The following is a 24,240-nucleotide window of genomic DNA, read 5'->3' as shown; positions in this document are numbered from 1 at the left end:
AAACAGTATGGTCAATATAAATAGGGAGAAAAAGTGGCAGATCATCCGTGCAGCAAAACAGATGTCATTCCGGTAGAAATGGCTAAAACATTGGATGGCTTATTCAAAGAACGAGTAAGTCGTTCTCCCGAGTCCGTGGCTTATCGCGATTTTGATGTGGTGGCTGAAAAATGGCGTGATTACGCTTGGGCTGAGATGGCACAAGGAGTCATGCGCTGGCAAACTGCCTTGTCGCGTGAAAATTTGTCTCCTGGCGATCGGGTTGCGGTGATGTCGCGAAATTGCCACGAGTGGGTGATGTTCGAACAGGCAGCGATTGGATTGGGCTTGGTGGTAGTACCGCTTTATACAGAGGATCGTGCTGAAAATGCAGCCTACTGCCTGCGGAATGCTGGTGTCAAGCTGCTGTTAGTGGAGAAATTGGCGCAATGGGAAGCATTTTCTCTAGTAAAAGAGGAGCAACTCAACGAGTTGTCGCGCATCGTGATCATTACTTTGTCCGAGCAGGAGACAGTTCAGGTAGAGGACACTCGGGTGATTGCGATGAGCAAGTGGTTGCCGGAGCAAGCGGGCGATATCCAACATCTGACTAACGACCCGCATGCACTTGTAACGATCATCTATACTTCGGGCACAACAGGGCATCCCAAAGGCGTGATGCTCAGTCACCATAATATTCTGACCAATGCTTACGCTTCTGCTCAGGTCGTGAACGTGACACCCGATGATCTGCTGCTTTCGTTTTTGCCTCTGTCTCATACATTTGAGCGCACAGCTGGATATTATGTGCCCATGATGTGTGGTGCCACTATCGCTTATGCTCGCTCGATTCAACAGTTGCAGGAAGATTTGCTCACAATTCGTCCATCCGTCCTGGTTTCGGTGCCACGCATCTATGAGCGAGTGTATGCAGGCATACGCGCTAAATTGGATGAGGGACCAGCGCTAGCTAAAAAGCTATTCAACCTGGCTGTAGAAGTCGGCTACAGCCGATTTGAGCATCAGCAAGGACGTGATTCCTGGCACTGGTTTCATTTGCTATGGCCATTGCTGGATAAGCTGGTAGCACGGAAATTGATGGATAAGCTGGGCGGGCGGTTACAGTTGGCGCTAAGTGGGGGAGCAGCGCTTTCGCCTGAGATTTCACGTGTCTTCATTGGCTTAGGATTACCGATATTGCAAGGGTATGGCATGACAGAAACGAGTCCAGTGGTTTGTGCTAATCGCCTGACTAATAACTTGCCCTCCAGTGTTGGTTTGCCTATCCCGGGAGTGGAAGTCAAGCTCGGAGAGCACGGCGCTCTGCTAATTCGCGGCCCTAATGTCATGCTTGGCTACTGGAATAATCCAGAAGCGACCCGAGCCATCATTTCTGATGATGGTTGGCTGAATTCGGGGGATATTGCAAGTATCGATGAACAAGGGCGCATCACGATTACTGGACGTATAAAGGATATTATCGTGACCTCCACGGGTGAAAAGGTGCCACCAGCCGATATGGAAGCCGCTATTTTGCGAAATCCTCTGTTCGAGCAAGTCATGATCATTGGTGAAGGGCGCTCTTATTTGAGCGCATTGGTGGTATTGAGCAGGCGTGGCTGGGAAAATGTTGCTGCACAATGTCAAGTGTCAGCCGACCCGCAGCAACTGACGAAAAATGAGCAAGCAGAAGAAATCGTATTGGAAATGATTAGCCAGCAGGTGCATGAATTTCCAGGGTATGCCCAAGTATATCGGGTAGCTTTAATCCCTGAGCCGTGGACAGTGGCAAATGAAATGCTGACACCTACTCTGAAATTGAAGCGGTCAAAAATTCTAGAGCGCTATAGGACTGAGATCGAGCGTTTATACGCGGGACACTGACCAAAATGAATCCTCTTCAACCCACCTCTAACTCGTTATAAGCCAGCAATGTCCAACATTCCATATGATCCCGCACGACACGTTCCCTTGCCAGAAGGTCAGCCCATCTTGCGCACGGTACCGATGCCATCGGATACCAATTACGCAGGTGATATTTTCGGTGGCTGGATCATGTCGCAAGTCGATATTGCGGGCAGCATCCCCGCCATCCGACGAGCACGAGGACGCGTCGCCACAGTGGCTGTTAATTCCTTTGTATTTAAGCAACCTGTGTTTGTGGGCGATATCGTCAGTTTCTACGCCAACATTATCAAGATAGGGCGTACCTCGATTACCGTCGATGTATCGGTTTATGTGCAACGTGGCGCGCGGGAAGGTGGACAAGAGATCTGTATCAAAGTGACCGAAGCGGTATTGACTTACGTAGCTATTGATGAAAACCGGCGGCCAAGGGTAGTACCGCTGGAATAGTGTAGCGTACTCATCACTTATCTATTATGTAATGGATTGCGTCATTGCGCATGGTTGATTTCTAGTAAGTTTCCATGTACAGGCATGAATGGGCTGGAAATAGTAAATGAAAATATATTGGAATGTTGGGAGAAAATCTTCCAATAATGGGAAAAAGAATTAATTGATATAGTTAATCACATCTGGATTTGATGCTCCCTATGTTCATGCAGAGCACGGCAATACTCATCTTTTTGGTGTTTCACCAGCAAAAGCAGGTTATGCCACTATGCGTGAAGTCATTGATAATAGAAATGAATCTTCAGCGTGTTTGGATATGGTTCTTGTCTTAGAAAATTATCTTGATATTGTCGAGGCAAAATGGCTGGAATTTAATCCAATTCAGAAATTACCAATAATGAGAATCAGTGATAAAGTTAAAAGCGCATGTGAGGATGCGCTTAGTTATAAAAATAATGAAATTCTTTTTTCATTACATAAAAAAACAATAAGAAAGGTTGGTTTAACTTTCGCTATCCCACATTTCTCATCAAATGATATTTTTGGTAATGAATTGATATTGTCATTGATCGAAAAAATAAAAAATACTGTATTTCCTGATATTCTAGCTTGATCATTTCCAGAACAATCTAGAAAATTAAAATATTGGTAAAGAGAGTATCCTGGTGCAATAGTTATCGCAAAAAGAGCGGAATGAAATTAACAAATCACTCAAGAGGTTAATAGCTAAATAAACCAAGATAAGATTGCTGCGAATCTTATTAGCCATTGGCACATACCTGCCAGATTGAGAATGTCTCTTTATAAGTTATTCCATTTCTAAATCAAAAATGACGCGAAGGCGAGCCGCAGACAGTATAAATAATACGGCAAGGCGAAGCCGACAAAGTCAGTTTTGATTTAAAAATGGAATTACCAATAAATCATTTCAAAATGGGTTACTAGAATGCCAACTTTACCAAAGCGCTCCCGTATCTACCAGAATCATCATTTCGACAGCACCCGTTGGGATTATTTCGAGTCGCGCGCGAATGATATCGTCGTAGCCACATCATATAAAGCAGGTACGACTTGGACTCAGGCTATTGTGGCGCATCTTCTTTTTCCAGATGGAAATTTCCCAGCTGCACCGGCGGAAATGTCACCGTGGCTGGATATGCGCATTATGCCGCTTGAAGTAGTGTTGAACAGATTGAAAGCGCAGACGCACTGTCGCTTCATCAAGACGCATTTGCCGCTCGATGGTATGTTGTATAGTGAGAAGATTAAGTACCTTTACATTGCCCGCGATCCGCGGGATGTTTTCATGTCGTTATGGAATCATTATAAGGGTATGAAGGATGAGTTCTTTACACTGATGAATTTGCTGCCGGGCCGAGTGGGTGATGAATTGCCGCGACCACCAGATGATATCCATATCTTTTGGCGAAATTGGATAACGCGCGGTTCGTTCGCGTGGGAAACTGATGGTTGGCCATATTGGTCGCATCTTTCCAATGTACAGTCTTGGTGGAATTTTCGTCACCTGCCTAACATTCAGCTATTTCACTACAACGATATGCTCGAAAATACTGAGCGGGAAGTGCGCCGCATGGCTGCATTTCTGGAAATTAATGTGCCCGAGAATGCTTGGGCTGACATCATCAAGGCAGTTTCCTTTGCGGAAATGAAACGTCAGGGAGATCTATACGCCCCAGGGGGCGGCCATTTCTGGAAGGGGGGAGCACAAACTTTTCTTCATAAGGGAACAAATGGGCGTTGGCGTGAGGTGCTTTCTGACAAAGAGATGGCGCTCTATGAAGCTGCTTGTGATCGAGCACTCACTCTCGACTGTCGTGTATGGCTCGAGAGTGGTGGCACGATCTAATTGATGGAATCCAGTCCTAAGTGATGAGTAATTCTTGAGGCAATGGCAAAAGTAGCGGCCTTAGGTTCATGGCAATGATGATATGAGCTGCGCTTGGGTTTCGATAAGTTTTGATTGTAGAAAAAAATTAACAGAAATACAGCATTGTTTCCCAGCAATGTTAGCATCACGCAAGATTGATAAATTGCATTGTAAAAAAATATCTATTTTTCTTCAAACATTTATATCTGTAAATTACATATTTAGTGAAGAAATTATTCAATTTTAACTGGTCAAATTGCTTAACGCATAGTTTATCAAGAGATTGACGCAGTGCTTTTTCACGGGTAGGATTCCCGATTCTGATATGTAAGGATAATAGGATGCGCGCAAAGCTGGTTGTCGGTAACTGGAAGATGAATGGTAATCTGGTTCAGAACCAAGAGTTACTCACTGCAATCATTCCCGGTACGAAGGAATTACGGGATGTCATATGTGCAGTTTGTGCACCATATCCTTATTTGCCAGCGGTGCAGCTTGCTCTGAAAGATACTCATATATTTTGGGGCGCACAGAATGTCAGTCAGTTTGATCTGGGCGCCTATACTGGCGAAGTGGCGGCAGAGATGTTGCTGGATTTTGCCTGCCGTTATGTGATTGTTGGGCATTCCGAGAGACGATCTTTGTTTGGTGAGGATAACCATACCGTAGCCGAGAAGTTTAAAAAAGCACAGAGCGCTGGTTTGATACCTATTCTATGTGTCGGTGAGACATTGGCACAACGTGAAATTGGTGAAACGGAGCGAGTAATAGAAGAGCAGCTCGATGCCGTGATCAAGTTAGCCGGTGCTAATTCGTTAGCGCAATCGGTTATTGCTTATGAGCCTGTATGGGCAATTGGTACGGGCAGAACGGCGACTCCTGCACAAGCTCAGAGTGTACATGCCTTTATACGCAGCAAGCTTGCTAAGCAAAGCACAGAAATGGCCGCTAACGTGCAGATTCTCTATGGAGGAAGTGTAAAAGCTGGTAATGCCAGCGATTTATTTGCAATGCCTGATATCGATGGAGGATTGATAGGGGGTGCTTCATTGAATGCTAATGAGTTTATTTCAATCTGTTCAGCCGCACAGCAATGATTTCTTAAGAGTAAAAAATGGAAACAATAGTTTGGTCGATACATCTGATAGCAGCGTTGGTAGTTGTAGTTTTGATTTTGTTGCAACATGGAAAAGGCGCGGATATGGGGGCTGCATTTGGCAGTGGCTCAGCCGGAAGTCTTTTTGGTGCAAGTGGGTCAGCTAATTTTTTGAGTCGAACAACTGCTTTGGCCGCTACGGTATTTTTTATCACTAGCTTGTCACTCGCCTATTTCTCTGGCGGCGGGACTGAGAGCGCCAGTATCATGAAACGTTTTGAAGTGGAGTCTGCTGGGGTAAAAGAGGCAGAAACAACAACAGATACGAGACCTTCTTCTGAAGTGCCGGTGAATGATGCTGCTTCTAAGGCTGGGGAAATACCTGAATAATTAAAATGTTTAGGGTTGGATTTAATTTCTATATTAAGTAAAGTTTATTATTGATTCAGAAAAAATCAGCCGATGTGGTGGAATTGGTAGACACGCCGTCTTGAGGGGGCGGTGGCGAAAGCTGTGCGAGTTCGAGTCTCGCCATCGGCACCATTACATATTAGAAGAATAGTAACTACGCAAGTAAATCAATAACGAGAATAACAACAATTATGCTAGAAACAATGCTTGGTAATTATTTCCCAATTCTCCTTTTTATTTTGGTTGGGTTGGCAGTGGGTGTGTTATCCATGTTAGCAGGTTGGTTATTTGCGCCAAATCGACCCGATAGTGAGAAATTGTCGCCATACGAGTGTGGTTTTGAAGCATTTGAAGATGCACGTATGAAATTTGATGTGCGTTATTATTTGGTAGCGATATTGTTTATTCTGTTTGATCTGGAAATTGCCTTCCTTTTTCCTTGGGCGGTTGTATTAAATGAAATTGGTATGTTTGGCTTTATTGCAATGCTAGTATTTCTTGGCATACTTGTGGTAGGTTTTGCTTACGAGTGGATGAAAGGTGCCCTGGAGTGGGATTGATATAATGGACAGCACAGTAGATAAAGGTTTTATAACCACTAGTTTGGATTCTGTAATTAATTGGGGTCGCACCGGGTCAATGTGGCCAATGACATTTGGTCTTGCCTGTTGTGCAGTAGAAATGATGCAGACTGGAGCATCACGATATGATCTCGATCGATTTGGAATAGTTTTTCGACCTAGTCCGCGACAATCAGACGTAATGATTGTGGCAGGAACATTATGTAACAAGATGGCTCCCGCATTACGTAAAGTTTATGATCAAATGGCTGAGCCACGTTGGGTCATTTCCATGGGCTCCTGTGCGAATGGTGGGGGTTATTACCACTATTCATATTCTGTCGTTCGTGGCTGTGATCGAATTGTGCCCGTTGATATTTATGTCCCGGGATGTCCGCCTACTGCTGAAGCTCTCCTTTATGGAATCATTCAGCTCCAAAATAAAATAAAAAGAACAAATACCATTGCCCGTTAGGTTCTAACATGTCGATTAGTCGTTTGGAAAAGCTCGTATCATCTTTGCGGAGTGTACTTGATAGTAAGCTGGCAAGTTTGAGTCAACACTTACATGAAATAACCATCCTGGTGCGATCACAGGATTTATTGGATGTGGCGGAAGCGTTGCGCGATCATCCTGATCTGAATTTTGACATGCTTATTGATTTGTGTGGTGTGGATTATTCAGCGCATACTCATGATTCTTTTGCGGGAGAAGGGCGCAAAAACAGGCGATTTGCCGTTGTTTATCACTTGCTTTCAATAAATCTCAATCATCGGTTACGAGTAAGGGTATTTGCTGATGATGATGAATTGCCGATGGTAGATTCGGTAATGGGCATTTGGCCATCAGCTAACTGGTTTGAGCGTGAAGCATTCGATCTTTACGGTATCATTTTTTTCAATCATCCTGATTTACGAAGGATTCTTACTGATTATGGTTTTATTGGTAATCCATTCCGTAAGGATTTTCCGTTATCTGGATATGTAGAGATGCGCTATGATGCTGATCAGAAACGAGTTATTTATCAACCCATCACAATAGAACCTCGAGAGATAACACCTTATGTCATCCGTGAGGAATATTACGGTGAAGGAAATAAGGTCGACTAAATATGAAATCAAAACATATCTTTTTTGATGCTGGGATAGCTTAGGATATGGCTGAAATACGTAATTACACCATGAATTTTGGACCACAACACCCTGCTGCACACGGTGTTTTACGGTTGGTAATGGAATTAGATGGTGAAGTAATCAGGCGATTAGATCCGCATATTGGATTGTTACATCGTGCCACAGAAAAATTGGCCGAAAACAAGACTTATATTCAGTCAGTGCCTTATATGGACCGGCTGGATTATGTTTCAATGATGGTAAATGAGCATGCGTATGTAATGGCAGTTGAGCGGTTATTGCAAATTGAGGTGCCATTGCGAGCCCAGTATATACGGGTTATGTTTGATGAAATAACGAGAATATTGAATCATTTACTTTGGCTAGGAGCCCATGCGCTAGATGTGGGAGCCATGACAGTATTTCTCTATGCATTCCGTGACAGAGAAGATTTGATGGACTGCTATGAAGCTGTGTCAGGAGCGAGAATGCATGCAGCCTATTATCGACCTGGTGGCGTATATCGAGATCTGCCTGACACAATGCCTCAGTATCAAGTCTCACAAATTCATGACGAAAAGGAAACACAAAAAAGAAATGAAAATCGTCAGGGATCTCTACTTGATTTTATAGAAGATTTTACTAATCGTTTTCCGAAATACGTCGATGAATATGAAACGCTTCTGACTGATAATCGTATCTGGAAACAAAGATTAGTAAATATTGGTGTGGTTTCACCCGAGCGCGCCAAAGCTTTGGGTTTTACCGGGCCAATGCTGCGAGGTTCCGGAGTGGAATGGGATTTACGCAAAAAACAGCCCTATGAGGTCTATGATAAGCTTGATTTTGATATACCGGTAGGAGTTAATGGTGACTGCTATGATCGCTATTTAGTGCGTATAGAAGAAATGCGGCAGTCTACACGGATCATTAAGCAGTGTATTGAATGGCTACGCCGCAATCCTGGTCCAGTTATAATTGATAATCATAAAGTTGCGCCTCCTTCTCGTGTGACCATGAAACAGAACATGGAAGAGTTGATTCATCACTTCAAGCTTTTCACTGAAGGTATTCATGTTCCACCTGGCGAAGTATATGCGGCAGTTGAACATCCCAAAGGGGAATTTGGTATCTATATTATCTCTGACAGTGGCAACAAACCCTACCGTTTAAAAATTCGCGCACCAGGATTTGCTCATTTAGCCTCAATAGATGAAATGTCACGTGGTCACATGATTGCTGATTTAGTTGCCATTATAGGTACACAAGATATTGTTTTTGGTGAAATAGACAGATAAATAAAAAAAGAAATGTTAAGCGCTGAATCCTTGGAAAAAATAAATCGAGAGATTGCAAAATACCCAGCCGACCAAAAACAATCGGCAGTGATGTCCGCACTTGCTATTGCGCAGGATGAAAAAGGCTGGCTCGCTACCGAAACCATGGATTACATTGCCAAATATTTAGGTATGCCGGCTATTGCAGTATATGAAGTAGCGACATTTTATGGCATGTACAATTTGAAGCCCCTAGGGAAGTATAAGCTTACAGTATGTACTAATTTGCCATGTGCCTTATCGGGCGGAAATGATGCGGCGAATTATTTAAAGCAAAAGCTTGGAATAGGGTTTAATGAAACTACAGCTGACGGACTCTTCACGCTCAAGGAAGGCGAATGTATGGGAGCGTGTGGAGATGCTCCAGTTTTGTTGGTTAATAACAAGCGTATGTGTAGTTTTATGTCCAATGAGCAAATAGATCAATTGCTGGAGGAATTGCGCAAATGACTCAGTCTGTCCAGGTGATTTTAGCTGGTGTAGATCCAACTGATCGTGATAACTGGAGGTTAAAAAGCTATCTTAAGCGTGATGGCTATACTGCTCTCAGAAAAATTATTGCCAATAAGATCCCTCCTGAAAATGTTATTGAAGAGGTCAAAAAATCCGCATTACGTGGTCGTGGGGGTGCAGGATTCCCCACAGGCTTGAAATGGAGTTTCATGCCCCGTCAATACGAGGGAGATAAGTATCTGGTATGCAATTCTGATGAAGGTGAGCCAGGTACATTTAAAGATCGCGACATCATGCGATACAATCCGCATATCTTGATTGAAGGTATGGCGATTGCTGCTTATGCCATCGGGGTTAAAGCAGGTTATAACTATGTTCATGGCGAGATCTGGGAAACCTACGAGCGTATGGAAGAAGCTGTCGAGGAAGCACGTCAAGCTGGTTTTCTAGGGAACAATATTTTAGGTTCAGAATTTAGCTTCCAGCTAAACAATCATCATGGCTATGGAGCGTATATTTGTGGAGAGGAAACAGCACTACTTGAATCGATAGAAGGTAAGAAAGGTCAGCCCCGTTTCAAGCCGCCTTTTCCTGCAAGCTATGGTCTTTACGGTAAACCAACAACTATCAACAATACGGAAACATTTGCATCAGTACCTTGGATCATGCGCCATGGTGGAGAGAAATACTTGCAGCTAGGGAAACCCAACAATGGTGGCACCAAGATTTTTTCAGTATCAGGCCATGTTAATAAGCCAGGCAATTATGAAGTACCGCTAGGAACTCCTTTTGCGAAGCTTCTAGAAATGGCAGGGGGAATGCGCGGTGGCAGAAAACTAAAAGGATGTATTCCTGGAGGGTCTTCCATGCCTGTTCTACCGGGTGATGTGATGATGCAAACAGATATGGACTATGACTCAATCGCTAAAGCCGGATCAATGCTCGGTTCGGGGGCAGTCATTATCATGGATGACACAACCTGTATGGTGAGAGCGCTGGAACGCTTATCTTATTTTTATTATGAAGAATCCTGTGGTCAGTGTACACCATGTAGGGAAGGAACGGGCTGGCTTTATCGTATTATCAATCGCATAGAGCACGGGAAAGGTAGGTCAGAAGATCTGGATTTGCTCGATAATCTGGCTGACAATATTCAAGGACGCACCATTTGTGCGTTAGGCGATGCAGCGGCAATGCCCGTGCGCGCAATGTTGCAGCATTTTCGAGATGAGTTTGTGTATCACATTGAGCATAAGAAGTGCATGGTGTGATGAGCACTTTGTCGATGTGGTTCTTTTTTATGTGTGATTAATCCGAGAGTTTGTAATCGATGATCAATATCGAAATCAATGGTAAGCAAGTAACTGTATCCAAAGGTAGCACCGTGATGGATGGTGCAAGACAACTCGGGATTTATATTCCTCATTTTTGCTATCACAAAAAGTTGTCGATCGCGGCCAATTGCCGCATGTGTTTGGTGCAAGTGGAGAAAGCGCCTAAACCCTTACCTGCTTGTGCGACACCTGCAACAGAAGGGATGAAAGTTTATACACACTCGCAGCAGGCAGTGACGGCGCAAAAAGGTGTAATGGAGTTTTTGCTTATCAACCACCCGTTGGATTGTCCCATTTGCGATCAAGGTGGTGAATGTCAGCTACAAGATCTGGCGGTGGGTTATGGCGCCAGTGAATCACGTTATCAGGAAGAAAAACGGGTAGTCACAAATAAAAACCTGGGTCCTCTTATTTCAACTGATATGACACGCTGCATACATTGCACCCGTTGTGTACGTTTTGGTCAGGAAATTGCAGGGATCATGGAATTAGGTATGGCGGGTCGTGGTGAGCATTCAGAAATTTTATCGTTTGTTGGTAAAACGGTTGATTCAGAATTATCAGGAAACGTGATAGATCTCTGTCCAGTGGGCGCTCTGGTGAGTAAACCATTTCGCTATACCGCGCGTCCATGGGAGCTTTCACGTAGAAAATCGATCAGTCCTCATTGTGGTCTAGGCAGTAATTTAGTAGTGCAAGTAAAGCTAGACCGCGTGATGCGAGTTTTACCCCGTGACAATGAAGAAATTAACGAATGTTGGTTATCGGATAAAGATCGTTTTTCCTACGAAGGGTTAAATTCGGAAGACCGTTTGACCACCCCCATGATCAAGCGCAATGGTCAGTGGCATACGTGTGATTGGCAGGAAGCACTGATATTTACTGTCGAGAGCTTAAAATCAGTGATGGAAAGGCATGGTGTAAAGGGTATCGGGGCTTTAGGATCGGCTCATAGCACCTTGGAAGAGCTCTTTTTATTACAGAAATTAATACGAGCACTAGGGGGAGGGAATATAGATCATCGTGTACGCCAATCGGATTTCCGGGCTGATAGCCACCTTCAAGGTGTGCCATGGCTAGGAATGAGCATCGCTGATATTCCACAATTGAAATCAGTTTTAATCGTTGGCAGTACCTTACGCAAGGACCATCCTCTTCTGGCTCATCGTTTCCGGCAGGCAGTGAAAAATGGAGCGCAGCTCAGCATTATTAATCCGATGGACGATGATCTATTAATGAAGATCGCAAATCGTGCAATCGCTGCACCTTCTGAAATGGTGCATATGTTGGCGCGAGTTCTTAAAGCGATAATGGAAACTAAATCTAGCGAAGGGATATCTGAGCATATCATGCAGTCATTGGAAGCAGTAAAAATTACCGATGACGCACGCGCAATTGCGAATAGTTTGCTGGCTAATAGCCCTGCTGCCATTTTTTTAGGTAATATCGCTCAGCATCATCCATCCTATGCAGATATCCATGCGATCGCGCAAGTAATTGCCACATTAACAGGAGCAAAATTTGGATTTCTTGGGGAGGCAGCAAACAGTGTAGGTGCCTATCTCGCAGGGGCGATTCCAAATCAAGGTGTGTTGGGATCTGAAATCAAGCGTGCTGAGCATGGCTCTCAATTCAATGCGGCACAAATGCTGGGTAATAGTTCGAATAATGTTGTGACCCCTTGTCAAGCCTACATACTCATGAATCTGGAGCCAGAATTTGATGCATACAATCCGCAGCAAGCGATGAAAGTAATGAGCAATGCTGAATTCGTTGTTGCTCTGAGCTCTTTTAAGGGCAATGTTGCGAATTATGCGGATGTAATTTTGCCTATTGCCCCTTTTACAGAAACCTCTGGCACATTTGTGAATACAGAGGGGCGGGTGCAAAGCTTCAACGGCGTGGTTGCACCTTTGGGAGATACTCGTCCTGGCTGGAAAGTATTGCGGGTGTTGGGTAATTTGCTGCAATTAGAGGGTTTTGATTACGAAACATCGGAGCAAATTCGCGCACAGGTTATTCCGGCTGAAGACGCCATTACAAGATACCTTAGTAATGATATAAAAGATTATGAGGTGAGGATATCTTCCGAGGAAATGGCTGGCTTGCAGCGCATTGGAGAGGTTCCAATTTATCAGGCAGATCCTATTGTACGGCGTGCTGAATCTTTACAGTTAACTCGTGATGCGGCGCCACCGAAAACATGGTTGTCTTCTGCATTGCTTGAACAGTTTAATGTGAGCGAAGGCGAGATAGTTAGGGTAAAACAGGGAGAGGGTGAAGCGCAGTTTGAAGTAGCTTGTGATGATGGGCTTCCTGCCAATTGTGTGCGTGTAGCTTGCGCGCATTCCAATTCTATAGCCCTCGGTGAAATGTTTGGGGAAATTTCTGTAGAAAAATTATAAAAATACGAGTGAGATTCGTTGATGGACTATACACAACAACTGTTTGAACAGATGTTTGGTACTGAATGGGGCATAACAGTTTTTATCCTGGCAAAGAACCTTTTCTATATCTTTGCGATTGTTGTGCCGTTGCTTTTAGCGGTTGCCTATCTCACATTTGCTGAGCGTAAGATCATTGCTTATATGCAGATTAGGGTAGGGCCTAATCGAGTCACTTTTTTCGGTATTCCATGGTTGCGTGGTTGGGGGCAGCCTATCGCAGATGCGGTAAAGGCGATCATGAAAGAAATCATCATTCCCACTGGCGCCAACAAGTTTTTGTTTCTGCTTGCACCTATTCTTACGATCGCACCGGCCCTGGCAGCATGGGCAGTGGTACCTTTTTCACCCGAACTCGTACTTGCTGATATCAATGCTGGCTTGCTCTATATTTTAGCGATGACTTCATTGGGTGTTTATGGTGTGATCATAGCAGGATGGGCTTCTAATTCTAAATATGCGTTTCTGGGATCGATGCGATCAGCGGCGCAGGTGGTTTCATATGAATTAGCGATGGGTTTTGCGCTTGTTTGTGTATTAATGATGGCTGAAAGTTTGAATTTGGGAGATATCGTTAAGGGACAACAAGGTGATAGTTTTCTGAATTGGTATTTAATTCCTCTATTTCCCATGTTCCTGGTTTATTTTATCTCTGGTGTGGCTGAGACAAATCGTGCTCCATTCGATGTTGCCGAGGGTGAATCAGAAATTGTAGCTGGATTCCATGTTGATTATTCAGGAATGGCATTTACTGTCTTTTTCTTGGCAGAATATGCCAATATGATTTTGGTTGCGACACTTACCAGCATCATGTTTTTAGGTGGCTGGCTTCCTCCATTGAATATTGCACCGTTTAACTTAATACCTGGGATTGTATGGCTGTTAATGAAAATAGCGTTTATGTTATTTTTCTTCTTATGGTTCCGGGCTACTTTCCCGCGGTATCGTTATGACCAGATTATGCGGCTTGGTTGGAAGATATTTATACCGATTACTTTGATATGGATTCTTCTATTAGGTATATTATTACAGCTACCTGAATCAAGTAAGGAGTTGTTTCCACTGAATCTATGGTTTAAATAAAAGGAGGGAGAGAAATGGAACGTATTAAGCATTTTTTTAAATCCTTTTTCCTGTTTGAATTATTGAAAGGAATGAAAGTTACTGGACGCTATCTTTTTGCGCCCAAAATAACGGTACATTATCCAGAGGAGAAAACACCCCTATCACCACGGTTCCGTGGATTGCATGCGTTGCGCCGTTATCCTAATGGAGAAGAACGTTGTATCGCTTGTAAATTGTGTGAGGCGGTATGTCCCGCATTAGCCATCACCATTGAGTCAGAAGAGCGAGAAGATGGAACTCGGCGTACCACTCGTTATGATATTGACGGGATTAAGTGTATATATTGTGGTTTTTGTGAGGAAGCTTGTCCGGTCGATGCGATCGTTGAAACTCGTATTTTTGAATACCATGGCGAAAAACAAGGTGATCTGATGTATACAAAAGAAATGCTACTTGCATTTGGAGAGCGTTATGAAGAGCAGATCGCAAAAGACAGAGAAGCAGATGCACCTTATCGATAAACATATAAATTAACGCACATGAACTTTCAGGATTTCTTATTTTATTTTTTTTCTGGGGTATTAGTTTTCTCTGCACTAGGAGTCATTACCTTGCGTAATCCAGTCTATGCAGCTTTGCTGTTAGTGCTTGCTTTTTTTAGTTCTGCTGGAATATGGTTGCTTCTGGAAGCTGAGTTTCTTGCTATTACCTTGGTGTTGGTTTATGTGGGCGCTGTCATGGTTTTATTCCTATTCGTCGTCATGATGCTGGATATTAATCTTGAGCAATTGCGTGAAGGTTTTTGGAAATGGTTTCCATTTGGCGCATTATTATCGCTCGTTTTAGCTATTGAAATGAGTATGGTCTTGATGGGAAAGCAGTTCAATCTAGAGAATATGCCAGTTCCACAACCCCATGGGACTGATTATAGCAATACCAAAGAACTAGGGCGTTTGATATATACCGAGTATGTCTATGCATTTGAATTAGCAGCAGTTATTTTATTGGTAGCAATGGTGGCAGCGATTGCGCTTACTTTACGTTATCGTACCGATAAAAAATCACCGAACCCTTCAAAGCAAGTTGCAGTTAAACGAGAAGACCGGTTAAGAATAGTTTGTATCCCTTCTGAGAGCAAAGAATAAAAATCGTACACTGATATAAAAATAAAACTATTCATTATATACATTCAGATTAAAAGGTGGTTAGTTGATATCGTTATCTCATTATCTCGTTCTTGGTGCAATATTGTTTGCGATAGGCGTAGTTGGTATTTTCCTCAATAGAAAAAATGTAATTATTCTATTAATGTCAATCGAATTAATGCTATTGGCAGTCAATATAAATTTTATTGCTTTTTCTCATTTTCTCCAGGATGTAGCAGGGCAGATTTTTGTTTTCTTTATTCTGACTGTAGCAGCTGCAGAAGCGGCTATTGGGCTTGCCATACTGGTAGTACTCTTTCGTAATTTGCATACCATTAATGTGGATGACCTTGATGAGTTGAAAGGCTGAGAAGGTAAGTTTTTGCTTCTTTACAAATACAAAACTATTTGATAACTGACAATTAATATTTCATAACATAGATGGAAAAACTTTATTTACTGGTCCCGCTGGCACCACTGATGGGTGCAATCATAGCTGGGCTATTTGGTCGTTTCATAGGCACAATTTGGAGTCATCGAACGACAATCTCCTTAGTTTTCATATCTCTAATCGCTTCTTTAATCATTTTTTTCGATACTTACCAAGGAAATACATATAACGGTAGTGTGTATACCTGGATGGTATTGGGAGATATTCATTTAGAGATCGGGTTCTTAATTGATTTGCTTACTGCCACGATGATGGTGGTGGTAACTCTAGTGTCGTTAATGGTACATATCTACACTATTGGTTATATGCATGGCGATCCTGGGTATCAGCGATTTTTTAGCTATATTTCGCTATTTACTTTTTCCATGCTGATGCTAGTGATGTCTAATAACTTCTTACAGCTTTTCTTTGGCTGGGAAGCGGTAGGGCTTGTTTCTTATTTACTTATCGGTTTCTGGTATACACGCCCCACTGCAATATACGCTAACTTGAAAGCCTTTCTGGTTAATCGGGTAGGAGATTTTGGTTTTTTGCTGGGCATTGCATTAGTCCTGATGTATTTTGGGACACTTGATTACGAAATCGTATTCGCTCATGCAAATCATATGGCTTCGCATTTCATAGAAATCATACCGGGACAATCCTGGATGTTGATGACAGTCATATGCCTCTTGTTATTTGTTGGTGCTATGGGAAAATCTGCGCAGTTCCCATTACATGTGTGGCTACCCGATTCAATGGAAGGTCCTACTCCGATATCCGCTTTGATACATGCGGCTACTATGGTAACCGCCGGTATCTTTATGGTTGCCCGGATGTCACCTCTTTTTGAATTGTCTGAAACAGCGTTATCCACCATCTTGGTAATAGGTGCCATTACGACCTTATTTATGGCGCTGGTTGCCGTAGTTCAAAATGACATTAAACGTGTAGTTGCATTTTCTACATTATCACAGCTTGGTTATATGACGGTTGCATTAGGTGCTTCGGCTTATTCAATTGCTATTTTTCATCTTATGACTCATGCCTTTTTCAAGGCAGTGCTATTTCTTGGTGCAGGCTCAGTGATTATAGCCATGCATCATGAGCAAGATATGCGTCAGATGGGGGGATTAAAGAAATACATGCCCATCACTTACTGGACAATGTTCATTGCTGCGCTAGCCAGTGCAGGTGTACCCGGTTTTTCTGGATTTTTCTCCAAAGATGCCATTATCGAAGCAGCAAAATTTGCCAATATTCCAGGTGCAGGATTTGCTTATTTTTGTGTACTCGCTACTGTATTTGTTACGGCACTATATACTTTCCGCTTAATGTTTCTGACATTTCATGGCGATACAAGAATGGATGACCATACGCGTGACCATTTGCATGAATCGCCATGGGTTGTAACCGTTCCGCTTATCGTATTGGCTGTACCAACTGTTGCTGCTGGTTGGCTGATAGGAACAATGGTATTTGGTGATTATTTTGCCGGGGCTATCCAGATACTTCCGGTACATGAGGCGGTTGCAAAATTAGAAGCAGAATTTACCGGTGTCATCGGGATGATGCTGCATGCATTCTCAACGGCACCTTTCTGGCTTTCACTTGGTGGGATCCTCACCGCTTGGTTTCTATATTTATATAAAACAGAATGGCCTGGTAAAATCAAGAGATTATCAGGTCCAATCTATACATTACTCGACCGCAAATATTTTATTGATGAGATTTATTCATGGGTATTTGCAGGTGGAACGCGTGCACTGGGATCTGCTTTGTGGAAAATCGGTGATGTCAAAATCATAGATGGATTTTTTGTCAATGGAACAGCACGTGTAGTTGCTTTGACAGCTTCTGTGGCACGACGTTTCCAATCAGGCTACATATATCATTATGCATTTACCATGATTGGAGGCATCTTTATTTTAATGAGCTTGTGGCTTTACTATTTCTGAAAAGAAATTGTGTGAGAAAAGAAGACAAAGTACCGGATGGTAGTTTTCATGGTGCTCTAAAAAAACAAAAACGCATTTACATGTAAACGAAATGGAATAATCATGCTGTTTGGATTCCCGCTATTAAGTTTAGTTATCTGGCTACCTATTATTGTTGGTCTGATTGTTTTGGCAATTGGCAGTGATCGTAATCCTTTATTAGCACGCTGGCTCTCCCTCGTCGGATCAATCTTTGGTTTTATTGTAGCGCTACCGCTCTATATGCGTTTTGATCCTTCGTTGAGCACGATGCAATTTATAGAAAATCATGTTTGGTTTGAGCGACTGAATGTGCATTATCATTTGGGTATTGATGGCATATCTATGCCACTGATCTTACTGAACTGCTTTATTACACCCTTAATCGTAATAGCCGGATGGGAAGTCATTCGTCAACGTGTCTCCCAGTATCTAGGTGCTTTTTTGATTATGTCAGGCATAGTCAATGGTGTTTTTGCTTCATTGGATGCAGTACTTTTCTATACTTTTTGGGAAGCTTCGCTGATTCCCATGTTCATTATTATCGGTGTCTGGGGCGGTCCCAACAGAGTATATGCAGCGATCAAATTCTTTTTATATACATTGCTTGGTTCTCTGTTAATGCTAATTGCTCTCATTTATTTGTATTACGTGTCCAATGGCAGTTTCTCAATACTGGATTATCACCAGCTACCACTTGCAATGACACCGCAAATATTAATATTTGTTGCGTTCTTACTCGCATTTGCAGTCAAAGTACCGATGTGGCCGGTGCATACCTGGTTACCAGATGCCCACGTTGAAGCACCTACTGGTGGGTCGGTCGTGTTGGCTGCTATATTACTGAAGCTAGGTGGTTATGGCTTTCTACGATTTTCGTTGCCGATTGCACCTGATGCGAGTTTATATCTTGCTGATTTGATGATCTTGTTATCGTTGATTGCGGTGGTCTATATTGGATTAGTCGCATTGATGCAGCAAGATATGAAAAAGCTTATTGCTTATTCATCGGTATCACATATGGGTTTTGTAACACTTGGTTTTTTTCTATTGAACGATTTGGGAATAGAAGGGGCCATGGTACAGATGATTTCGCATGGATTCATTTCCGGAGCGATGTTTTTATGCGTAGGTGTATTATATGACAGATTACACTCACGCCAGATTGCTGATTATGGTGGTGTGATTAACAAAATGCCTATATTTGCTGCTTTTTTCATGGTATTCGCTATGGCCAATGCAGGTTTACCTGGTACGAGTGGTTTCGTAGGAGAATTTATGGTCATTATGGGAACCATCCAAGTTAATTTCTGGTATGCATTTTTTGCTGCAATGACGCTTATCCTAGGCGCTTCTTATACTTTGTGGATGTATAAGCGTGTCATATTTGGCGCTGTGGCAAATGTAAATGTAGAAACATTAGAAGATATTTCCAAACGTGAATTTATGTTATTAGCCATTCTGGCCTTTGCAGTATTATGGTTGGGAATATATCCGTTTCCTTTGACAGAAATAATGCAGGCTACTGTTGGTAATTTGCTAGAACATATGACATATAGCAAGCTATAACAACTTTAATAACAATTAGATAACTTCCCAGAATTGAAGGACAATTAATGGATTTTCTGACGCCTGATTTTACTCCTGCTTATCCAGAGATATTTTTGCTGGTAATGGTATGCGTGGTGATGCTTACTGATCTAATTGTGGGAGAGAGGAGACGTTATTTAGCTTTTTTTCTGGCCCAACTCACGTTAATCGGTTGTGCAATACTCACGTTAACTACTTTCTCTTCAGAAACCAACCGTACCTTTTCGGGTATGTTTATCGATGACGCAATGTCAGACATACTTAAATTGATGGTTTATGCAACAGTAGCGGCCGTATTGATCTATTCGCGCATTTACATCGCTGCAAGGGGAATGTTTCGAGGTGAGTTTTTTAGCCTTGCCTTGTTTGCGACACTTGGAATGATGGTCATGATTTCGGCCAGCCATTTTATGACTCTCTATTTGGGATTAGAACTACTTTCACTCTCTCTTTATGCAATGGTTGCTTTGCAGCGAGATTCAACGGTTGCCACCGAAGCCGCTATGAAATTTTTTGTATTAGGTGCGCTTGCTTCAGGTTTCTTACTGTATGGCATGTCTATGGTTTACGGTGCAACCGGTAGTTTGCATACTTCAAAGGTAGCAGAGATTATCCAATCAGGCGCAATTGATCGTGCAGTATTAATAATTGGTTTAGTGTTTATTGTTGCAGGCATCGGCTTTAAGCTCTACGCAGCTCCTTTTCATATGTGGGCCCCAGATGTTTATCAGGGTGCGCCTACAGCGGTGACACTATTTGTGGGTTCCGCTCCCAATCTAGCGGGTTTTGGTTTTGTGATGAGATTGCTCATTGATGGATTAGGAGAGTTGGTAACCGACTGGCAGGGTATGTTAGTCATTCTAGCGGTGGCATCTATGGTCATTGGTAATCTCGTTGCTATAGCGCAAACCAACATTAAACGGATGCTAGCCTATTCGACCATATCACATATGGGCTTTGTGTTATTTGGCTTCATTGCTGCTGGAGAAAATGGTTATAGCTCATCATTATTTTATGTTGCTGCCTATGTGTTAATGACGTTAGGTGCTTTTGGTATTATCATGATGCTTTCACGAGAAGGCTTTGAGTCTGAGAATATCAGTGATTTTAAAGGACTGAATCAGCGTAACCCTTGGCTGGCTTTGATCATGATGTTTTTGATGCTTTCCATGGCAGGGATACCACCAATGATTGGTTTTTATGCCAAACTGGCTGTTCTGCAAGCTGTATTAGGAGTTGGCTATATATGGCTGACTGTAGTAGCCGTTATGCTTTCATTGATTGGCGCATTTTATTATTTACGTATTGTTAAGTTGATGTATTTCGATGCGCCTGAAATTGATAAGCCTATTTCTTCTGGAATGGATATCAAGGTTTTGATCAGCATTAATGGTTTGGCAGTGATCATGTTGGGTATTTTTCCACAAACGCTTATGGGATTGAGTCTTTATGCTATTCAGCAGTAGATATATAGATTTAACCTTGTACTCAATCTTAATATGTAGATAACCTAATATTTTTTAACTTGTGTGGGGATTTTGCTATGGCAAATAGTCAACTTGGAGTCGCTATAACATCCAAGCAATAATTTTTCCAGAACCAAATCACCATTTTCTAGTAGAGTGGAAGTTTGACTGAATAAACAAACAATTTAACATATTCCTTCCAGTTACACATTAAGATAGTACAAAGACGAGTTGCAGACAGTACAAATAAAATAATACGATAAGGAGAGCAGACAAAGTCAGGTTTAATTTAGAAATGGAATAAAATGCTCCGCCAGAAAATGTAGCGGAACATTTTAATAATTTTGCTGCTTCCATGTATGCTGGAGTCTTACTTTATGATTTAGTATAGCTAATTCGATAAATAGCACCTGCTTCATCGTCCGATACTAGCAAGGCACCGTCTGGCATGACAAGTATATCCACTGGTCTACCCCACGCATTTCCATTTTCTAACCAACCTTCTGCAAATATTTCTTTTCTGATTACTTTATTGTTTTCCAGATATACCCATTCTAGCCGATAGCCGCTTTGTGTGCGTTGGTTCATAGAGCCATGCTCAGCAATAATGATTTGATTTTTGTATTCGGGTGGGAACATGCCGCCTGCATAAAATCGCATACCCATTGGGGACACGTTCGCGTCTAACTCAACGGCAGGTGGAGTTGATCGTTCACAGCCGCGCTTTGCTCCAAATTTGGGATCAAGAATGTTTTTACCATGACAATAGGGGAAACCAAAGTGCATACCTTTACTAGATGCATGATTAAGTTCATTCGGTGGCAAACTACCACTCAACCAGTCCCTTCCAATATCCGTAAACCATAATTCTTTTGTTTCAGGGTGCCAGTCAAATCCAACCGAATTACGTACACCTTGAGCAAATATTTCGTAGTTACTTCCATCGGGCATGATGCGTGAAATCAGTGCATATCGAGACTGATCTGCTTCACAAGCATCGCAAGGTGCGCCCACTGAGGTGTAGAGCAAATTGTCAGGACCAAAAGCAATAAAACGCCCTCCATGAAAGGATTCCTTAGGAAAACTATCGATTACAACCGTAGGCTGAGGTGGCAGATCAAGATTTTCTTCAATTTGATCATAACGAAGAATCCGGTTTATTGCTACAACATATAATGCTCCTTGGTGAAATGCTACACCAGAAGGTAGTTTAAGATTGCTGGCAATGGTTCTAACCTGCCGTTTACCGTGATGATCCGTGATAGCATAAACATTGCCCGCGGATTTTGATCCGACAAATACAGTCCCTTTGTCGCCTATTGCAAGCGTGCGAGCGTCAGGTACTTTCGCCCATAAGCTGATGGAAAAACCGGGGGGTAATTTGATTTTTTCAAGGAGTAAATCCACGTCTTGGGCAACAGCTTGTGTGCTATTGCAAAAAACAAAAATAACAAGTGTTAAAAATAGGGACAATTTCATAGCATGTGTTTATTAGGGTAATAGTTTTTTGATCAGAGATTTCTTAGTTAAAGGATGAAAATTAAAAATCATTTGTTTCCATATTTAATTTCCAACTTGAAATTTATTAATTCACCCCCACAATGTTACCGCATTTTTTAAGGAGAAAACTATGCAGGCTGCAATAAACAAAGAACATATGAGTTTTCAGGCTGAAGCTAAACAGCTTTTAAAATTAATGATTCATTCTTTATACAGCAATAAAGAAATATTTTTACGGGAGTTGATTTCAAATGCTTCAGACGCGGCTGATAAGTTACGTTTCGAAGGATTAACAGATGCTGCTTTATATGAGTCAGACTCTGATCTAAAAATTCGTGTGAGTTATGACAAGGAGGCACGCACCATTACTATTTCTGATAATGGTATTGGCATGTCACGGCAGGAGGTCATTGACAACATTGGCACAATTGCCAAGTCAGGTACACGAGAATTTTTTAATTCATTAACAGGTGATCAAGCCAAAGATGCCCATTTGATCGGGCAGTTTGGGGTAGGTTTCTATTCTGCATTTATCGTAGCTGATAAAGTTACACTGATTACACGGCGTGCTGGCCTTACACCCGAACATGGAGTGCAGTGGGAATCTACTGGTGAGGGAGATTACACGCTAGAAACGGTTGAAAAGAAAGAGCGTGGTACCCAAATTATTTTGCATTTACGAGAAGATGAAGGCGAGCTGCTGAGTGGTTTCCAGTTAAAATCGATCATTCGCCGATATTCAGATCACATTACTTTGCCGATTGTGATGAAGAAGGAAGAATGGTCGCAAGAAAGTAATGAATATATAATTACTGAAGAAGATGAAACCATTAATCAAGCCAGTGCCTTGTGGGCGCGACCAAAAAGTGAGATCACAAAGGAGCAATATGAAGAATTTTATAAACATGTCGCTCATGATTTTGAACCGCCACTGGCTTATATTCATGCCAAGGTAGAAGGCAAGCAAGAATATACGCAGTTACTTTACATCCCATCGCGTGCACCATTTGATTTATTTGATCGTGAACGTCGTCACGGTATCAAACTGTATGTTAAGCGCGTTTTCATCATGGATGACGCAGAAAAATTATTACCCAATTACTTACGATTTGTGCGTGGGATCATTGATTCTAATGATTTACCGCTCAATGTTTCGCGCGAAATTCTGCAAGAATCAAAGGATATTGACAATATACGAGCTGGCTCAGTGAAGAAAATTCTTGGGTTGATTGAAGATCTTGCTAGTAGCGATAAAGAAGAAGATCGCGATAAATTCAAGACCTTCTGGAAGGAATTTGGGCAAGTATTGAAGGAAGGTGTCGGTGAAGATTATGCCAATCGCGAGCGTATCGCTAAATTACTCCGCTTTGTTTCAACTCACAGTGATACTGACGATCAAACGGTAGCGCTTGATGATTATGTTACACGCATGAAAGAAGGGCAAGAAAAAATCTATTACGTGACTGCCGATAGCCTAAAAGCGGCTAAAAACAGCCCGCATCTCGAGATCTTCCGCAAAAAGGGGATTGAGGTTTTACTATTATCTGAGCGTGTAGATGAATGGTTAGTAGCCAATTTATCCGAATACGGCGGTAAGTCTCTCCAATCAGTGGCCAAAGGCAGCCTTGATCTCGGTAAATTAGAAGACGAAGCAGAAAAAAAAGAACAGGAAAAAGAAGCAGATGAATATAAGGAACTCACTACAAAAATGAAAGAAGTATTGGGTGAGCGAATCAAGGATGTACGGGTGACATTCCGTTTGACCGAATCTCCTGCGTGTTTAGTAGTGGATGCCTATGATATGAGCGGTAATCTGGAACGCATGCTTAAATCCGCTGGGCAGAAAGTGCCCGACACCAAACCTATTTTAGAAATCAATCCACATCATCCAATGGTACAACGCCTGAAATACGAAGAAGGAAAATTTTCTGATTGGAGCAATATACTGTTTGATCAGGCCTTGCTTGCTGAAGGCGGCCAACTTGAGGATCCGGCAACTTTTGTTAGAAGATTGAATGATTTACTTTTGCAAAATGTTCTGAGTGGTAAATAATAAAACGACTGATGGGGGCACGATCTTGTGGTTTGCCCCCCTATT

General features: G+C 42.3%; 22 protein-coding genes and 1 tRNA gene. 22 read left to right on the top strand and 1 reads right to left on the bottom strand.

Going from position 1 to position 24,240, the window contains the following annotated elements; genetic code table 11:
- The first annotated feature begins 78 nt into the window (after window positions 1-78).
- The 21 genes from BM122_RS05220 to nuoN all read left to right on the top strand — a co-directional run bounded on the left by BM122_RS05220 (window position 79) and on the right by nuoN (window position 20,642).
- A complete protein-coding gene (locus BM122_RS05220; protein ID WP_074904329.1) occupies window positions 79-1,863 on the top strand; it encodes an AMP-dependent synthetase/ligase in 1,785 nt (594 codons plus the stop codon).
- Window positions 1,864-1,911: 48 nt separating this feature from the next.
- Complete coding sequence (locus BM122_RS05215; RefSeq protein WP_074904270.1) at window positions 1,912-2,334, top strand: acyl-CoA thioesterase; 423 nt, start codon at window positions 1,912-1,914, stop codon at window positions 2,332-2,334.
- Between the two features lie 268 nt (window positions 2,335-2,602).
- A complete protein-coding gene (locus BM122_RS05210) occupies window positions 2,603-2,947 on the top strand; it encodes a hypothetical protein (RefSeq protein ID WP_074904269.1) in 345 nt (114 codons plus the stop codon).
- Between the two features lie 333 nt (window positions 2,948-3,280).
- Window positions 3,281-4,201: a sulfotransferase domain-containing protein gene (locus BM122_RS05205; protein ID WP_074904267.1), complete on the top strand. Its 921-nt coding sequence runs from the start codon at window positions 3,281-3,283 to the stop codon at window positions 4,199-4,201.
- Between the two features lie 362 nt (window positions 4,202-4,563).
- Entirely contained in the window at window positions 4,564-5,319 is a 756-nt protein-coding gene (gene tpiA / locus BM122_RS05200) for a triose-phosphate isomerase (RefSeq protein ID WP_074904266.1), read from the top strand.
- 17 nt (window positions 5,320-5,336) lie between these two features.
- Window positions 5,337-5,708, top strand: a complete 372-nt coding sequence (secG, locus tag BM122_RS05195; protein WP_074904264.1) for a preprotein translocase subunit SecG — start codon at window positions 5,337-5,339, stop codon at window positions 5,706-5,708.
- 68 nt (window positions 5,709-5,776) lie between these two features.
- Window positions 5,777-5,861, top strand: a tRNA-Leu gene (locus BM122_RS05190).
- 71 nt (window positions 5,862-5,932) lie between these two features.
- The gene (locus BM122_RS05185; protein WP_074904263.1) at window positions 5,933-6,289 is read left to right on the top strand and encodes an NADH-quinone oxidoreductase subunit A; all 357 of its coding nucleotides are present in this window, start codon (window positions 5,933-5,935) and stop codon (window positions 6,287-6,289) included.
- A gap of 4 nt (window positions 6,290-6,293) precedes the next feature.
- Window positions 6,294-6,764, top strand: coding sequence for a NuoB/complex I 20 kDa subunit family protein (locus BM122_RS05180; protein ID WP_074904261.1), 471 nt, complete (start codon window positions 6,294-6,296; stop codon window positions 6,762-6,764).
- Window positions 6,765-6,772: 8 nt separating this feature from the next.
- Window positions 6,773-7,399: an NADH-quinone oxidoreductase subunit C gene (locus tag BM122_RS05175; RefSeq protein ID WP_074904259.1), complete on the top strand. Its 627-nt coding sequence runs from the start codon at window positions 6,773-6,775 to the stop codon at window positions 7,397-7,399.
- 47 nt (window positions 7,400-7,446) lie between these two features.
- Entirely contained in the window at window positions 7,447-8,700 is a 1,254-nt protein-coding gene (locus tag BM122_RS05170) for an NADH-quinone oxidoreductase subunit D (RefSeq protein WP_074904257.1), read from the top strand.
- A 12-nt stretch (window positions 8,701-8,712) separates the two neighbouring features.
- Window positions 8,713-9,189, top strand: coding sequence for an NADH-quinone oxidoreductase subunit NuoE (nuoE, locus tag BM122_RS05165; protein ID WP_074904256.1), 477 nt, complete (start codon window positions 8,713-8,715; stop codon window positions 9,187-9,189).
- Window positions 9,186-10,463: an NADH-quinone oxidoreductase subunit NuoF gene (gene nuoF, locus BM122_RS05160; RefSeq protein ID WP_074904254.1), complete on the top strand. Its 1,278-nt coding sequence runs from the start codon at window positions 9,186-9,188 to the stop codon at window positions 10,461-10,463. Before nuoE ends, nuoF begins: the two co-directional genes overlap by 4 nt.
- Before the next feature lie 59 nt (window positions 10,464-10,522).
- Complete coding sequence (nuoG, locus tag BM122_RS05155) at window positions 10,523-12,931, top strand: NADH-quinone oxidoreductase subunit NuoG (RefSeq protein WP_074904252.1); 2,409 nt, start codon at window positions 10,523-10,525, stop codon at window positions 12,929-12,931.
- Between the two features lie 21 nt (window positions 12,932-12,952).
- Window positions 12,953-14,053 (top strand): NADH-quinone oxidoreductase subunit NuoH, encoded by a 1,101-nt coding sequence (gene nuoH, locus BM122_RS05150; protein WP_074904251.1) that lies wholly within the window; start codon window positions 12,953-12,955, stop codon window positions 14,051-14,053.
- A 14-nt stretch (window positions 14,054-14,067) separates the two neighbouring features.
- Window positions 14,068-14,556, top strand: a complete 489-nt coding sequence (gene nuoI, locus BM122_RS05145; RefSeq protein WP_074904249.1) for an NADH-quinone oxidoreductase subunit NuoI — start codon at window positions 14,068-14,070, stop codon at window positions 14,554-14,556.
- An 18-nt stretch (window positions 14,557-14,574) separates the two neighbouring features.
- Window positions 14,575-15,180, top strand: coding sequence for an NADH-quinone oxidoreductase subunit J (locus BM122_RS05140; RefSeq protein ID WP_074904248.1), 606 nt, complete (start codon window positions 14,575-14,577; stop codon window positions 15,178-15,180).
- Between the two features lie 64 nt (window positions 15,181-15,244).
- Window positions 15,245-15,550 carry an NADH-quinone oxidoreductase subunit NuoK gene (gene nuoK, locus BM122_RS05135; protein WP_074904246.1) on the top strand — a complete coding sequence of 102 codons (306 nt, stop codon included), beginning with the start codon at window positions 15,245-15,247 and terminating at the stop codon, window positions 15,548-15,550.
- 71 nt (window positions 15,551-15,621) lie between these two features.
- Entirely contained in the window at window positions 15,622-17,568 is a 1,947-nt protein-coding gene (gene nuoL, locus BM122_RS05130) for an NADH-quinone oxidoreductase subunit L (protein WP_074904244.1), read from the top strand.
- 102 nt (window positions 17,569-17,670) lie between these two features.
- On the top strand, window positions 17,671-19,155 hold the full coding sequence (locus BM122_RS05125; RefSeq protein WP_074904243.1) for an NADH-quinone oxidoreductase subunit M: 1,485 nt from the start codon (window positions 17,671-17,673) through the stop codon (window positions 19,153-19,155).
- A 47-nt stretch (window positions 19,156-19,202) separates the two neighbouring features.
- Complete coding sequence (gene nuoN, locus BM122_RS05120) at window positions 19,203-20,642, top strand: NADH-quinone oxidoreductase subunit NuoN (RefSeq protein ID WP_074904241.1); 1,440 nt, start codon at window positions 19,203-19,205, stop codon at window positions 20,640-20,642.
- A gap of 375 nt (window positions 20,643-21,017) precedes the next feature.
- On the opposite strand, the gene BM122_RS05115 is transcribed toward nuoN, so the two are convergent.
- Window positions 21,018-22,049, bottom strand: a complete 1,032-nt coding sequence (locus BM122_RS05115; RefSeq protein WP_256211892.1) for a PQQ-dependent sugar dehydrogenase — start codon at window positions 22,047-22,049, stop codon at window positions 21,018-21,020.
- A 223-nt stretch (window positions 22,050-22,272) separates the two neighbouring features.
- Between BM122_RS05115 and htpG the strand changes: the two genes are divergently transcribed.
- Window positions 22,273-24,195, top strand: coding sequence for a molecular chaperone HtpG (htpG, locus tag BM122_RS05110; RefSeq protein WP_074904238.1), 1,923 nt, complete (start codon window positions 22,273-22,275; stop codon window positions 24,193-24,195).
- The last annotated feature ends 45 nt before the right edge of the window (window positions 24,196-24,240 follow it).

Source organism: Nitrosomonas communis (genome assembly GCF_900114745.1).
GTDB lineage: Bacteria > Pseudomonadota > Gammaproteobacteria > Burkholderiales > Nitrosomonadaceae > Nitrosomonas > Nitrosomonas communis_A.
This window is presented reverse-complemented; position numbering and strand designations above follow the sequence as displayed.